At 55.1% G+C, this 14,963-nt stretch carries 12 protein-coding genes and 1 pseudogene; 4 read left to right on the top strand and 9 right to left on the bottom strand.

Going from position 1 to position 14,963, the window contains the following annotated elements:
- Positions 1-399: 399 nt before the first annotated feature.
- Together Q368_RS0122255 and Q368_RS0122250 are read left to right on the top strand one after the other, a co-directional pair.
- On the top strand, positions 400-1,230 hold the full coding sequence (locus tag Q368_RS0122255) for a hypothetical protein (protein WP_156955857.1): 831 nt from the start codon (positions 400-402) through the stop codon (positions 1,228-1,230).
- A gap of 16 nt (positions 1,231-1,246) precedes the next feature.
- A complete protein-coding gene (locus Q368_RS0122250) occupies positions 1,247-1,519 on the top strand; it encodes a hypothetical protein (RefSeq protein ID WP_029461220.1) in 273 nt (90 codons plus the stop codon).
- A gap of 243 nt (positions 1,520-1,762) precedes the next feature.
- On the opposite strand, the gene Q368_RS26180 is transcribed toward Q368_RS0122250, so the two are convergent.
- The 3 genes from Q368_RS26180 to Q368_RS26175 all read right to left on the bottom strand — a co-directional run bounded on the left by Q368_RS26180 (position 1,763) and on the right by Q368_RS26175 (position 2,907).
- A complete protein-coding gene (locus Q368_RS26180; protein WP_156955856.1) occupies positions 1,763-2,110 on the bottom strand; it encodes a hypothetical protein in 348 nt (115 codons plus the stop codon).
- A gap of 73 nt (positions 2,111-2,183) precedes the next feature.
- A complete protein-coding gene (locus tag Q368_RS25245) occupies positions 2,184-2,525 on the bottom strand; it encodes a helix-turn-helix transcriptional regulator (protein WP_043786689.1) in 342 nt (113 codons plus the stop codon).
- Positions 2,526-2,598: 73 nt separating this feature from the next.
- A complete protein-coding gene (locus tag Q368_RS26175; protein ID WP_156955855.1) occupies positions 2,599-2,907 on the bottom strand; it encodes a hypothetical protein in 309 nt (102 codons plus the stop codon).
- A gap of 645 nt (positions 2,908-3,552) precedes the next feature.
- Here Q368_RS26175 and Q368_RS26170 point away from each other — a divergent pair.
- Positions 3,553-3,765 (top strand): annotated as a pseudogene (locus tag Q368_RS26170) (integrase core domain-containing protein); the annotation flags it as partial.
- Here Q368_RS26170 and Q368_RS26165 read toward each other — a convergent pair.
- The 5 genes from Q368_RS26165 to Q368_RS26160 all read right to left on the bottom strand — a co-directional run bounded on the left by Q368_RS26165 (position 3,736) and on the right by Q368_RS26160 (position 13,604).
- Positions 3,736-4,110, bottom strand: coding sequence for a hypothetical protein (locus Q368_RS26165; RefSeq protein WP_029461218.1), 375 nt, complete (start codon positions 4,108-4,110; stop codon positions 3,736-3,738). The pseudogene Q368_RS26170 and the gene Q368_RS26165 overlap by 30 nt on opposite strands.
- Before the next feature lie 34 nt (positions 4,111-4,144).
- Positions 4,145-6,136: a hypothetical protein gene (locus Q368_RS0122230; RefSeq protein WP_156955853.1), complete on the bottom strand. Its 1,992-nt coding sequence runs from the start codon at positions 6,134-6,136 to the stop codon at positions 4,145-4,147.
- A gap of 8 nt (positions 6,137-6,144) precedes the next feature.
- Entirely contained in the window at positions 6,145-11,187 is a 5,043-nt protein-coding gene (locus Q368_RS24230) for a glycosyltransferase family 2 protein (protein ID WP_052360353.1), read from the bottom strand.
- A 193-nt stretch (positions 11,188-11,380) separates the two neighbouring features.
- Positions 11,381-12,283: a transposase gene (locus tag Q368_RS27510; RefSeq protein ID WP_425423691.1), complete on the bottom strand. Its 903-nt coding sequence runs from the start codon at positions 12,281-12,283 to the stop codon at positions 11,381-11,383.
- Positions 12,284-12,425: 142 nt separating this feature from the next.
- Complete coding sequence (locus tag Q368_RS26160; RefSeq protein ID WP_156955852.1) at positions 12,426-13,604, bottom strand: hypothetical protein; 1,179 nt, start codon at positions 13,602-13,604, stop codon at positions 12,426-12,428.
- A 457-nt stretch (positions 13,605-14,061) separates the two neighbouring features.
- Here Q368_RS26160 and Q368_RS0122210 point away from each other — a divergent pair, with 457 nt between their 5' ends.
- Positions 14,062-14,436: an IS256 family transposase gene (locus tag Q368_RS0122210; protein WP_029461214.1), complete on the top strand. Its 375-nt coding sequence runs from the start codon at positions 14,062-14,064 to the stop codon at positions 14,434-14,436.
- Positions 14,437-14,517: 81 nt separating this feature from the next.
- Here the strand turns inward: Q368_RS0122210 and Q368_RS0122205 are convergent, their stop codons facing one another.
- On the bottom strand, positions 14,518-14,895 hold the full coding sequence (locus Q368_RS0122205; protein ID WP_281174660.1) for an ATP-binding protein: 378 nt from the start codon (positions 14,893-14,895) through the stop codon (positions 14,518-14,520).
- Positions 14,896-14,963: the final 68 nt, after the last annotated feature.

The following is a 14,963-nucleotide window of genomic DNA, read 5'->3' as shown; positions in this document are numbered from 1 at the left end:
AGAACCTCGGTGTGTCCATTCCGACGCTGTACCGCTGGGTGCCAGCCTCAGCCCAGGCTTAGCGTACGATTTTTTCCGTTTTCTGAGACGACCCCGGGATGAGCCATGGCGGGATGTCGCATGGTGGAGCCAGCGTCTTTGACGCGCCGCCGAAGGCGGAACAGCCTGCCGCCATGGGGTCGGAGGGCGAACGCCCGGCCGTACAATCGCCGGACCTGGCCCCGGAGCGTCAGCCCGTCGAGCAGCAGGCCGCCTGTGCGGCCACGTCCCCAGCAGCCGGAGCGCGAGCGGCCGCAGGTCGCACCGATCCCGGAGCCGACCAGGCCGCAGCCCTCCCCTACCCTGGCCAGCTCGGCAGAGCCGGCGAAGCAGGATTCCGGGCCGGAGTTCTCCCACGGCATGGGTGGCCCGGGCGAGCTTCGCCCGGGTCAAACAAGCCCGGGTGACGATCTTCGCCCGGGCGTCGAGCCTCCGGCGCACCTGACGACCACCCCGGAAATCCGGGACTGGTGGGATGCCCAGCGGAGCAAGGCCGGGGGACCGGCCGAGAAGCCGCAGGAGGCCCTTATAGAGCCCGAAATCAATCCGGCCAGGGTTGAGGTCATCCAGGAGCCGAAAAACGCCGTACAGGCCCCGCAGGCGGCCAAGAGGGTGTCATTCGATTTGCCCCCGCCTCCTGACTGGGAAGCCAAGTATGCCGAGGCGATGGCAAAGGCCCAGCGGAACACGGCCATGGAGCGCATGGCGGCCGGGCCGAAGCCTGTACCGAAGGCGGCGGAAGACGTTGTTGCCAGGGCGGAAGCCCAGGTCCGGGAATTCGAGCAGGCGCAAAAGGAAGCCCGGGAACGAGACACGGCGCGGATGAAGGAGCGCGCCCGCGAGGACGAGCGGCGCTATGGTCCTCGGGTTGCGACGGCGTCTGACGAAATCATCCGTGGGACTGTTGTAGAGGCGCAAATCAAGGGAGGCCGTTTAAACGTCGTCGTTGATTGCGGCAATGGACGTTACAGAGTGGCGGCTTTGCCGCCGATGGCGAATGTATCACCGGGCCAGATTGGCGAATTTCGGCAACAAAAAAATAATATATATGCGTTCAGCTTCGGAAATAATGTGAATATGCAGGCGGTTAATCGGTTTGACGCACGGAAAAATAGCTTGATGCCTGCACTTGATGCGGCTAAGGTCGATTTATGGAAGGTGCTGAAGATCGAAAGGCGTATTCACCTGTAGCCATGGAGGGTTGGCGATGAATCGGTTTATCGCGAAGCTGTTGGGCGGCATCAATGCCGTGGTGTGGGTGCTGCTGGGGATTGTCGCCCCGCTCGGGTATATGTCGATGTTGGGCCGGGCGGCCAGTAAAGACCCGGTGCTTTTTTTCGGCGTTGTGTTGGGGTGCGTGGTCAGCGCGACGTTGGTTTGCGGTATCGTCGCGTTGCTCGTGCGGATCGCGGATTCTCTGGATGCGCTCAAGGCCGCTGTGGGACAGGGCGGCACGCCGACGCAAGCGGTGGCGGAATAGTTCTCGCGCGGGATTGGTTTGGGAGAGGATGAGGCCGGAGCCGGGAGGTTCCGGCCTTTTGTTTGCAATCAACACATCAATCCGACTGTTTTTTCTTAAAAATATGGATTTTACTTGAGTACAGTAAAATAAAACCGCCCAAAACAGACGTCAATAAACCGATAGCAAACCCCCACCCTCTTTCTTCCCATACGTTTATTCGAGATTCATACGATGCCAACACGGCTTTAGCTTGCTCTTTACTTAAAGACAGCATCGGTTCAATCTCTTTTTTTCTTGTTTAATCTTTTCAAGATTAGCCGAAAGCTCATGCAGTGAATCTTGTTGCTTATTAATAAATTTAATCAAATTAACCAATGTAATTTTTGCCTCTTCAAGCTCTAAAACCTTTCCCTGAATTGTATTTTCAATATTCTTCTTATCATGCGGTAAAAAATTTTCTACAATGTAGTTCGCTCCAAAACTACTAAAAAGCGCAGACAAAAACGAAACAACGAGCAGTCCTACAGAGTAATTTTTTAACCTACTAAATAAAGTATGCCGCCCTACTTTTACCCTTGACTTTACGTCAATCTTTATTTCGTGAGGCATTTAACACCTCTAAATAAAAATTGAGGTTGGAACTTTTTTAGTCCCAACCTCTTTTTACATTATCTATAAAGAATTAATCTTTATAGATAAAATCCGATTCAACAGTTTTCAGAATGCGCGCAAGATCAGATGCTTTTTCACGGGGGATTTTGCGTTTGTTTTTTTCGTATTCGCTAATATGACTTTGCGGAACCCCAATTTGTTTCGCAAGTCCCTTTTGCGTCAAATCAGCACGAAGACGCAACCCTTTCAACATGCGCGAAACACGTTCTTTTTCTTCAATAACAGGAGCAGTAAAAAGAACTTCTTCCGCGCCACAATCCTTGAATACCTTCCCGCCCAACTTCTTTACCAATTGCCCGACAAGAGGAAGCGAATCAGACGGGATTTCGATCCTTGCCGTTGTGAATGCCATTTTTTTATTTCCTTCGCTATCTTTTATTATAGGGGGAAGGATGCCTCCCCCCCCTTTTGATGATCACAGGTTGTTACTTCTTGTTCTTGTATGCGTTATCACGCTTTCCGACATACTCAACAAGAATCGTTGTCTCGGTGCTACCCTTGGAAGATTTCTCTTGGATATCCCAGATGGCTACATTCTTAAAATTAAGGTGACAGTGCATTTTCCCGTCCAATTCTGGAAGGGGTCCGAGGCTATCCCAGCCGCGCCCATACGGTTTACCTGCTGTTTCGAGCAGATGTTGTTCCAGCGCGTCGAGGATAGGCCGGAGTTTTTTACTCAGCGCATCCTTTTGGCGCTGTGCCTTTGGTTTGTACTTGATGACGACTGACCCCATGGGAAATTAATCCTCCTGCTTGATGTTTTCCAACCACCGTGCCCTTGCCGACAATGGATTTAATCTTCATGACTCCACTAAATATACCTCGATATACCACTTGGCAAGGGTATTTTTTGAGATTTTTTACTCATGGCCCTTAACCCCATCTATCTCCTGTCAAATCAATGTATTAGATTTTTCAGGACGGCTGATCGGCGACAATTATTCTTGGGCATCAGCGACAATTAGAATTGTGCATCCTCCCTCCTGGGAGACTGCCGGCTGTTTCCCTCTTGGAAAGATGATAGCCGGCTGAAATGATAACGGATGCGCAGGTGAGAAAGCTGATGAGCGAGAAGACCAAGACGGGACGGACAGGGATGCGGTCTCACAGCCGCGTGGCGATGATGACGGACGCGGGGCCGACCTCAAACCCGAAGATCACATGGCTGAGGCCGAGGTGGATGCACAAAAATAGTTGTCGTCAGTGCCCAAGAGTAATTGACGCTGAGCAGACGGCCATATTTCCGATTTTCCGACTTTTCCCAGGGAAAATGAAAGACCTGAAAACTGGCCGTTTGGGGTGGTCTCGAAAGTGCTATGATAGCAGACCCAAAACGGATGTAAAAAAACGGCGCTAATAATTTTTTCCCTCCGAGGTGAGGCGAAGCCGAAAGCTTCAACGGCAAATTCCGGGACGAATGCCTCTCTATGGAGTGGTTTCGCTCTCGGACGGAAGCCAAGGTGGTCATTGAGGATTGGCGTAGGACTTACAACGAGGTGCGGCCGCATTCGAGCCTCGGCAAAATGACGCCGATGGCCTTTGCGCAGATGGTCGGCAACAACTCAATCCCAGGAGCCACCCTCAAGAATTGACTGGTCCGAGGAAGGCCGGCAGGTCATCATCATGGATGAATTCTTAAAGGATTTGCGTTGGTTCAAGCCATCGAGTCGCGCGAGATCGTGCGCCAGAAGGATAAAGCGGACCAGAAAGCCATCCTCGACATTATAGATCGGAAAACCGCTGAAGCCATCGCGCATTTCAGAGCCAAAGGATGTCTTGTTGAAGCGACCAGGAAGGAGCGAATCAAGGAGCTTACAAAAGGAAAAGTCGAAGGCATCCTTGCGGATCAGAAAGAAGGCATCGGCATCGACAAGCCGAAGAACAATCCTACAACCATTGTATCGACCAACAAAGAACGCGACGAAATCAACAACCAAAAGACACACCAAGCCTTGAAAAAGGCAGGCTATTTTAGCGGCCCTGATGTCCAACCAAGCCGGAACACCTCAGTCCATTATCCCAAAGGCTATAGCCATTCGACGAAACGTCGGTTAACGCCGTGGACGTTGCGCCGCATCCATAGTTTGGCGCAATCCGGAGCCGACCCAGGACTGCCGCCTCGTCGCGAGTAGGCCTGTTGAGCAGACGGCACAGGCCGGCGAAACCGTAGTCCGCTGCGATCGGCTCATGCGTCGCCCGCGTCTCGGCTAGAACCATTTCGATGAATTTCAAAGCGGCGATCTGGATCGGCCCGATGGTATGGTTGTACTGCTCGACCTCGTCCGGAAGATCCTCGTAGAGAGCCCTGATCCGCTCTCCCTCGCGTCTGTAGCCGACCACCGAACCATGCGACGCGGTATGCAGCAACTCAACAAGACAGGGGGACGCGCGCAACGCTATCGCTCGCGGTGTCCCGTCCAGCGAAAATAGATAGCCACTTCCGCGGAAGTCGCGCTGCTGGTCCGCTTGCAGAAACAGCCCTGTATAGCGCCCAAAGATTGGCATGCTCCCTCTTGGCAGAATGGCTTGAATTCCCTTCTGTAGAGAGCCGTGCCAACCGATGTCGACGATGCATGGGCTAGCTTCTTCATTCAGGCCATCTTGTTCGAGATAACTGGCGAAAAGCTTGCCATGTTCGCAGTTGGCCGCATCCAGCCGGTCACGGCATGCGTGGAACAGTTTGCGGAGACGACTCGCGCCATCCTTGTCACCGATACGCACGACGTCATCTGGCCCGAAAAAACCCGAAGCGAGGATTTCTTTGCTTAGATCCGCCGGATCGAGACGCCAGCGACGCAACACCTCGGCGGGACTAAGGATTAGCCAGTTCTGCAAGAACAGCTCTTCTGCGCAATCGGGATCGAACGCGGCCCGCGCCCGATAAATGACTTGACGCGATACTTCGAGATAATCCGTGCGGATCCGCTCTCCAAAATGCGCCTGATAGAGATCGAAGGCGCTCTTCATCACCAGCCCGTCGCGCGAGCAGAAGTGGTAGCAAGAGAAACCCTCGCGCGCCGACTCCTCATAGAGCCAACTGGCCAAACCGAGCAGCAGTGGCCCCAAGGCCTCGTATCCGACACGCTCAGGCAGCGACCGGTCGCCGGGATCCTCAAAGCGCAGCCCGTAGTTGAACAGGTAGGTCTTCTCGAAGGCCAACATGCTGCTCGTCAGCGGTGGGATCGGCTTACGCCAATCAAGCGCCTGCCGCTCGACCAGCCGCTGGGCAGGATTATTCACCGGCAGATGGATGATGCGTGCCTGCAGCGCACGCGACCCGTCTGCCCATGTATTGTCTCCGACATGGAGGATGCTGCTCCGCTCAAGCCCCATCCGCATGCAAACGAGATCGTAAAGATCGCCGTGATGCTTGGTGCAGTCCTCGTCAATCGAGACGAACAGCGCTTCGTACTGGCCGTAGCCCTCCCGTTCGAGAACGGAGGCCAGTACCGACTTCGGCATGTAGAAATCAGACACGAAGAAGATCCGTTTCCCCGCTCCAATGGCCCAGTTGTAGAAGGCCTTCACCGAAGGCATAGGCCGGAGAGACGCCAGTTCGATGGCGATCTCGATCTGCGTGAGTTCCGTTAGGACGGCTGGTCTCAATCGCAACCGTCCTCGGGTAGGCAGCAGGTCGTTGAACGCTGTATATATCTCGTCGAGGTGGACCTCGTGCCCGTTACGCTGCACCAATCGCGAGCGGGCTTCACGCTCGGCGTTGATGCGCACCTCGGCGAAGCTCGCGGGATCAAGCCCGGTCAGCGGTTTGGCTTGGAAACCGATCCGATAGAACATGTCCACCGGACGGAAGACGCCTTTTCGGTACAAAGCCGTATCGAATATGTCGAAGGAAATGACGTCGAAACGCTCGGCCCATTTCCGTAACGCGAAAGGCACAGTTTCTTCAGCTGGATCGACCAGCCCCATGCAATCAGAAGATTCGACCATTCTGCTTGTTCCCATGACGAGTATCAATTTCCTGACGTTTTTTTGATGAGTTCCTCGAGATAGTTCGTGTGGCTACGCTGATCATTGAGCAACTTTTCAAGCCAAAAAAGATGGTTCTTGAGGTCATCAAACCGCTCGATCTGGTTACGCCGTATTTCGCCGTGATAGAGGAATTCCCCTTCGCTCAGGTCACCAGACCGCAAGGCGGCCCGCAGATAGCGATTGATGTATTTTGTCCGCTGGATTCGATGCGTATCCTTCATCGCCACGACCGTATTGTCATAGCCGCCGCCGGCACCGACAACCCGGTGATGATAGTTAGCCAAGCTCTCGCGCAGAACATCGACTTGATAGCGCTGCACTACCCGAAGATGGAAATCCCAATCGCCGAGGACAGGCAGCTCGCCATTAAACATGCCGACCAACTCCATCACAGAACGACGGAATAAAAAGCAAATCGGCGGAAATTCGTTTTCGCTGCTAAGATTGGTGAGTGCCAGCGCCTCGAGTTGCTTGAATGGGTAGCGATCGCGCTCGACTACCTCATTGCCGGCAATCTCCTCAATGATCACCGTGGCCTGTGTCACCACTCCCGCGACTTCCGGCGAAACGCTGTCAAGATGGTTGACGCAGCGTTCTAGGAAGCGTGGGGTCCAGCTGTCATCGTCATCGTGCACCACCAAGAACTCGCTGGCCGAATGGGTTACACCGGCGTTGGAAGCGTTCTCCATCCCGGTCGACTTGGGATTGTTGATCAGCAGGAAGCGCCCCTGCAACCTGTTGCGACGCTGTTCGAGCAATTTCTCGATCGGCGCCGAATCGCCCCCGTCGTTGACGATGACCAGCACCCAATCTTGGTAGGTCTGGTGCAGGACGCTATCGATCGCGCGACGCAATAGAAGCGGACGGTCCTTGGTCCGCATGATCACGGCCACGCGCCCCCAGGCGAGGCGGTTGATGGTCGCAAGGCCGGAGCGGGCAGGCAAGAGGCCGTGCACCGAGGGCCGATCCCAACGCTCCGTCAGGCCTTGGCCCAACTGCACAATGCGGAAGATTTCCGGCGAGAGCGTGGAAGCATAGGCGCGGATGTTGCGCAGCAAATCGGAGGCCTTGCTCTCGCGATTTCGCAACATGCTGGTCGGGGCTACGCGATACCAGAACAGAGGAATGTTGACCAGTTCGTGACGGATTCCCAAGGTGGAGGCCTGCGCAAACAACTCCCAATCCTCGTGACCCCGCCCGTAATCCTCGGTGAAACCGCCGATTCGATCAAAGACGGAGCGCGTGATCATCATGTTAGCATCCCCGAAGCAGTTCGAGATCACTCCAAGCGCCATGTCCGGCGTCAGGGGTATCCCGATCTGCCGCGGAACGTCTCGCTGCGGATCAATTGCATCGGTTCCGTCGAACAAACCAAAGCGGGCAGTTATGATTTCCGCGCCGGTGTTGAGATGAAAATCGAGGAAGCTGCGGATCATCCCCGGAGTGGCGAGGTTGTCGTCATCCATGAAAATCAGCATGTCGCCGGTCGCGTTCCTGGCCGCCGTGTTGCGTGCGGCGCCGAGGTAACGGTTTTTCTGGTGCACGATCCTGCCGTTGTGGTTGGCGAGCCAGGTTTCGATCTCGGCGAGCTCCTCGCTCACCCCGGGCAGCGTGCTGCCGTCGTCCACCACGATGATTTCTAAATCCGGATACTCGTTCGCAACGATCGAAGCCAGGGTCTGGCGCAGTAGGGCCGGGCGGTTGAAATGAGTGACGCAGATGGTCACTTTCGGCAATGGCTGCGGCGACTGCGTCGTCCTGGCTGGTGCAGGGACCGAAGCGCGAAGCAGCGACGCGAGTGTCGGCACGTCTGTTACCTCTGCGGTCGAAGCCTCGGCCCCGTCGAGCGTCGCCACAATGTCCTCGGCAAGTGCCCAGGCGTTGTCGTCGCGCTCAGGACCGCGCCGGAGCGGACGCAGACCAAGGGTCCTTGCCAAGGTGTCCCAAACCGTGCCTTCGAGTTGCGGCGTGACGAGTAGCACGCCCTTGCCTCCGAGGGGAGCCAGTACGCGCGCATTGCTTTGCCAATCGAGATCGGTCAACAAGCGCAGACGAAACGGCCACTTTCGACTCCGATCGCGGAGATAGGCGGCGCAATCCTTGCCACGCAACCAGTCCGAAGGGCCGACGAAGGCGATGCCTATGGTCTTTCGACGTTCGGCCGTCATACGCCCGGTAAGACGGTCGAGCGCGTTGCAGACATGAATCAGGCCGTTTTGTGCCCGCAACGGACCGACGAACACCAGCCAATCCACAATATCCTGATCGACCGAGACCGCGGGCAGCCGCGGCAGTTCGCCGAGACCAATCCGGACCAGCTCCAGCCGCGGTACATCATTCGGTGCGATCTGCCGGATTGCTTCCGCTACTTGCAGGTTCGCACTCAGAATCCGGTCGGAGGCCTTGATCGCAAGACGTTCCAGCGCCTCGTCGAACAGAAGTCCCGGTTCGTCGAACAACTGGTCTGCGGCCAGGCGATCCGGAATCGTGAAGGCCTCCGCGAGCAATACAATCTCGGTTCCTGGCAGGAGCCCTTGCCGCCGCGAGGCGGCGCAATAGGCCAGCATGCCCCCCCGCGAAGTCGCGACCACCCGCGAGAACCGGTTCGCCCGGACCCAAATGTCGAGTGCCAAAGCCGACTTCTGCCCGCCGCTGGCAGTAGTATCGACTGGCGCCTCCGGAACGACCACGAAGCGGGCGCGGGCCAACGTCTGGGCGTTCTTGCTCCCTATCAGATCGTTCAGAAGATCCTTAACAGAACATCCGACCCCGGCGCCGCCACGGAAGCTGCCGGGGAAAGCGACGGTGACCTCCTCTTCGCCGGCTTGAACAGCCTCGGCCGCTCCCATGAGCAGGGTCCGGGTTTCTTCGCGCGTAGCGGCATTGGCAAAAGGATCGGGCAGCGCAATACAGAGACCGCTCCGGCTGTGGCCGGCGGCCTCAATGGTGAAATTTCCCTTCCCCACGGGCATGACGAGGGCAACGTCCTTGATGATAGCGCCGTCCTGGTCCTCGAAACGCAAAACATATTCAACGGCCTTCGCTTCGCCGGGCGCGAACTCGAAACCGCGATGCTCCGGAACCAGGCCGTTTTCCGCCAGCATGGGATGGAAGCGATTGGCGACGGTCCAGCAAACCTCGGAGTCGTTTTGCAGCAGCCGCACCCTCGGCGAAACATCGGGCTGCCACGGCATCACCGCCCAGCCCTCGATATGGCCATCCGGCATCGCTTCCACCCGGATCAATGCGACCTGCTCCGGGTAGTCTGCCCGGAACATCAAGGGATTATCCGGGTAGACCGTCGCACTACCCACCAGTCGTGCCGCGACCTGGTGCGAATGGCCTTCGCGGCATCGCGCGGAAACGGGCACCGCGAAAGGCCTGTCGATGTCGCCCTGGTCCACCGGCGGACGGAGGACTTCAATGGCAATCGCTTGGCCATCGATCAGAATTTCGACCCCTATCTCGGCGTCGCCGCCGAAATCCCGCACCTGTCCGATGATGCGGTCCCCCTTGATATCCAGATCGATGATCGCCGGCTCACTCGCAAAACATAGCGGGATTCGCTGCTCCGCCGTGTCCTTGACGTCGTCCGGCCCGAGCGACAGCGGCGCCGTTACGTTGTCCTGCGCGGCGCCAGAGAGTTCTATGTCGAAGCTACGGTCCTGGGGATCTGTCGCGAAGCAGTCCAGTATCTGATCTCCGCGACGAAGGAGAATTTCCGTGCTCTCGGCGAATTGCGGAGCGAACATCACCTGGCCGGAAATCCGTTGCAACGACAGATGGTTCAGAAGGACTCCGAAGGAGCCGTCGGCGGAAACCTCCACCATGAAGCGTTTTTCGAGCACGGCATTGCCGGCAATGAGCAAATCGAGGTCCACATGACCGGAAGCGGCGATCTCGGAAATATCTTTCGGTGACAGTTCGAGATCTGCCACAGTCAACTCAACCGGCTTCTGACCCACGACATTGCCGCGGTGCACGCAACGGCCATTGCGTCGGACCTCTAGCGACAAAGCGAGGTTGGGGTGAAGTCGGTCCCAGAATAGGCCGGCAATATGCAGCGGATTGAAGACATCGATCGAACTCGCGAGCCTGTCCTTCGCGGGGATCTCGAGCGAAACATCCCCGCTAACTTCTTCATCCAACTTTGCGATCAGCCCGGCGAGCGCGTTTCGGAATGTTTCCCGGTTAACCTGGCTCGCTCCGAGCGGCAGAGCCGGACCGCCTACAATCTTAATCTGAAGGTCAAGGGCCTCGCCGCAGTTCTTTTCGTCCAGCGACTCCAGCTGCTGCAAGATATCCCTGAGCCGGTCAAGCGGTTGCTCATACATCTTGATGCTGAAGCCACAATGGTTTCCCGGCAAGTATTGTTCCAAGTCGTATCTGGGCTTGCCAGTCGTGCCCTGGAAAAAGTCAATCCCCTCGATCGCGCCCTCGATCTCGATCGCTTCGCTTGGATGCTTCAGGTCAACCAGCCAACCCGAAAACTGATCATCCATAAAGCCGTCGAGGCCGCCGCGATAGCGAGGACCGCTCATCAGTTGCTCGAGTCCGGAGATCGGCGCAAGCGTCTCGTCGAGTTGAAGGATCTCACCGATGGCGGCTGCAAGGCTGTTTCGACTCGGGACATTTGGACTAAGGGGGAGTTTCGGCCCTCCCGGAATACCGATCTCCAGCGCGACGGGAAGCAGCATCTGCTGCTCGTCAAAACTTTGCAGCCGTAGCGCCAAAGCTTCCAGCTTATCGAGTGGCATATCCCGCATCGAGATACAAAATTTGCATCTGCAACTAGGAAGATACATTGCAATATCTGCACGGTCCCCCCCCGTCATTACCGTAGGAAATTTGATGCGCTCAATCACCACATCGAGTTCGAGAACCTCCTGGGGCTTGGTTGTGTCCACGAGCCAGCCGGAAATACTTTCGCCGGTAAAGGCGTCAAAACCGCCACGATACCTTGGAGGAAGCTCCAATTTCTCCAAAATGGGTGAGACTATTTCTCCCAACTTGGTGTCGGACATTTAGAGAGCCTCGTCTGTTTTATCTTTGCCCAGCACAGGATCGTTGCGCGCAAGCGGACTAAAAAGGTCGCGTCCGTCAATGTGGTGTAAATTCCGGTGTGCTTGAGGTGGCAATCGGTCAGGCTGCCCTGGGTGGAATTTGGGCTGGCTGCGCCTCGTTGGATTGGGTGTTGAGTTCGGCCATGGCCTCGACCTACATGTAGCGGCTTTGCAGCTGCCACTCGTCGTTTTGCTCCAGCAAGATGGCCCCGATGAGCCGGATGATGGGCTGCCCGTTGGGGAAGATGCCGACCACGTCCGCTCGCCGTTTCACCTCTTTATTCAGCCTTTCCAGCGGATTGGTGCTGTGCAGCTTGACCCGGTGCTGTGCCGGGAAGGTCATGCAGGCCAGCACGTCGTGCTCGGTTTCGTCCATGAAGCTGGCGAGTTTTGGCCATTTGCCGCGAAGCTGGTCAGCGACATGCCGCCAGGTCTGGCTGTAACAAGGCCTGGCGCAGGGCGGCGGAAACCATGGCGTGCTGCGATTTAGGGACGCGAGCCAAGGCGTTTCGCATCCAGTGAACCCGGCAGCGCTGACCACCCGGCCGCCTTCACGCTGCTTGAGGTAGGTCGCGTCCAGCCACAAATAGGGCCATTCCCCGGCCAGCGGCCTGGAAAGGAAGGCATGGACGCGTTCATCGATGTCCTTGCACAGCTTGGACACTTGGGATTTCGAGATGCCGGAAAGCCCCATGGCCTGGACGAGATCGTCGCCCCCCCGTCGATATACCGCCGATCCAGGCCTCCTGGATGACGGCCACCAAGGCGCGTTCGCTGGTCTTGCGCGGCTCCAAGAAGGGCGGAAAGAGCTGCCCTGACGCAGCTTGGGGATGCGCAGTTGCAGGGAGCCGACGCGAGTATCAAGGCTGCGGTCACGGTAGCCGTTGCGGTAGCTGACCCGCTCGGCGCTTCGTTCGTGGCGGCTGGCTCCGATCAAGCCGTCCACATCGGCCTCCATAAGAAGCTGCAAGACGGCTTCCGCCAGGGAGCGGAGAAAATCGCCGCCGTCGGCCTTTTGCATCAGCTCAATTAATGCCATGCTGTCCTCGGCCATCATGGTCTCCTTTGGTTGCAGGTGCGGCTCCGCAACTTCACTTTACAGCCAATGGACCTGATGGCCACCTCGCCCATCCCGTCCAGGCTGGAGCCCCCCCGCCTGGACGACTTCAAAATTTACACCACTTCCGTGGACTCTACCACTAAAAAAGGAAATCGAAATCAGCACTGATAGTAGATAAAATACACGGGTCGATGTTTTGGGATTGGAGTTTATCCCTAAAGATGTGAAGCTGGTTAAGCATATTTGTCAGCCCATCACGACTCCTTAAAAAATAAGTTTCATATTTCGACAACAGCTCACCGATTCCGGAAACCCAAAAGTGGAATTTTAAAGAGTCATGCAACTCTGTTTTGTCTGAATTAATATAAGCATAAAAGGCCAATGCGATCGCTGTGTCACGCTGAGAGATTTCAGATTCTTTAAAGTGAACAATATCAGAGTTTGTTGAAAAATTATTTATTGAACTTTTATATATAGTTAAACAGCTCTTTAAAACGGTAACCGAATGCTTTTTCAAATTCAGATAGTACAAAATATATCCATAAAACATCAATGACTTTATGACATTGACTGCCGAGATTCTTTTCATGCTCGTTGTATCAAAAAAAAGACTTTTTTTAAAAATATGCCTTAGCGTGGTTATTAATTCTTCATGTTTATTCAAGTAAAGTTCCAGATGCCACTTGGCGCATAACATTGAAAAATCTAAATGGTGCCTATTTTCCCTTACATTTTTTCCCAAGGACAGTTCGTTTATGTATTTATAGTTGTTTATCAATAAATTATATGCTGAATTAGCTTTCTCTATCGAGATCATGTCGATAGCTTGATAAGAAAAAGCGACTGACGCAAAGACTGGCACATAACGCGGTGTTGAAAAGTATTTTGAAAGCTGATAAAAAGCATACGCCCTTGTTTCAAGATCGATAAATCTTCCTTCATCCCACATTACTTGAGAGTCGTTAACCATTTGTTCGTTGTAAAAATATAATTTTTTTCTCGCTTCACCAATAAATGGAACTTTAAATAACGTGTTATTGCACATTTTATACAAAAAAAATGATTCAACTGGTTCAGCTTCTTTTTTTATTGTAGCACACAGGCAGCTAATGTTTTTGAATTTATCTAAATTTATGTCTAGCTTAGGCCCAAGCCTTTCGGCTGTTAGATCTGACGGATTATTTGTTTGAATCATCTTCGTTGTTAATAAGAAATTCCCCAACTGGTCGTGGTTGATCATCGGCTTTAAAAAAATATATACTCTTTCACCTCGTATTAAAAATTTTTCTACAACCATTTCAGATTGCGCTAATATCATATAAAAACTCCTTGGAAAAAGTCCGATACTATTCTTGAAATCGAATGCCACCGGCAAGTCCGGTGGCTGCGGTTGCAAAAGCCGAAGAGGTGGCCGGAATCGGGTCAAGGTGTAGCTGCTCTGAAACCAGGATGGACAGGCACGTCGATAGACGTGCGCTTGTCGGTGCCAGCCAGGGCCAGCTAGATCTGAACGCCTCCTGCCGGCAACATTACAGCACGCGTCAGCGTGCGGACAAGTTTTTCCAGCACCAGCGGAACGAAGCCCCCTCCACAAGCCGTTCCCACATGGACCTGGACGGTCCCGGAGCCGTCGTGACGGCCTGAGGTGAGGCGGACAGCGGCCCGGGAACGATGAGGTGCTATAGAACTACTACAAATTCCATGGCTCTTCAAGTTGGTCCTTCCGGGTTTTCCGTGGGTAGGTGACCGGTTATGGTCAGCCCGGGAGGGTGACCATGAAGGGCCGCAAGGAGTGCCTCGGCATCTGGCTTGGCCAAAGCGAATCCGCCAAGTACTGGCTCGGCGTGCTCAATGAATTCAAAAACCGGGGCGTAAACGACGTGCTGATTTTTGCCGTGGATGGCCTGACCGGCTTTCCTGAAGCCATCAGGGCCGTGTATCCCCAGGCTGAAATCCAGCGTTGCCTCGTTCACCAGGTCAGGAACTCGCTGGCGCAAATGGCTTGGAAGGATCGCAAGGAGGTTGCCAGTTCCCTGCGCTCGATTTACACAACGCCAACAGAGGAAGCCGGCCTCATGGCCCTGGCCGAGTTCGAGGAAACCTGGGGGCGGAAGTACCCCCATGTCGTGCTGTCCTGGAAATGTCATTGACCGCCCTAATGGAGCCAGCGATGTGCACCCGTAATGGAGCCACCTTGGGTGGCGATTCCGGGGTTCGGACGCATCGAAAAGTTAGGTGTTTTCCTCCGCACCGGCAACGAGGTTTTTAAGCGCCGCTTCCTCTCGGGAGCTTCGATAGCTCCTTCCTTCAAGAATGACCTTGTAGGCTCCATGCCTAATCCGGTCCAAGGTCGCCGCCCCCAGCAGTTTATTGTTGAAAGCCTCCCCCCATTCGGCGAAGTCCAGGTTGCTGGTGATGACCGTTGCGCAGCGCTCATAGCGCTCGGCGATCAGGTCGTGAAAATCCTCATCCTCCGAGGATTTAAAGGGTTTCAACCCGAAGTCGTCGATGATGAGCAGGTCCGTCTTGGCCAGGGTGGACAGTTTTCTGTCATAGGTGTTGGTCGCCTTGGCCGCCTGGAGTGATCGGCGACAATTATTCTTGGGCATCAGCGACAATTAGAATTGTGCATCCTCCCTCCTGGGAGACTGCCGGCTGTTTCCCTCTTGGAAAGATG

The sequence above is a fragment of the Solidesulfovibrio alcoholivorans DSM 5433 genome, from assembly GCF_000702665.1.
In the GTDB taxonomy this organism is placed as follows: domain Bacteria; phylum Desulfobacterota; class Desulfovibrionia; order Desulfovibrionales; family Desulfovibrionaceae; genus Solidesulfovibrio; species Solidesulfovibrio alcoholivorans.
This window is presented reverse-complemented; position numbering and strand designations above follow the sequence as displayed.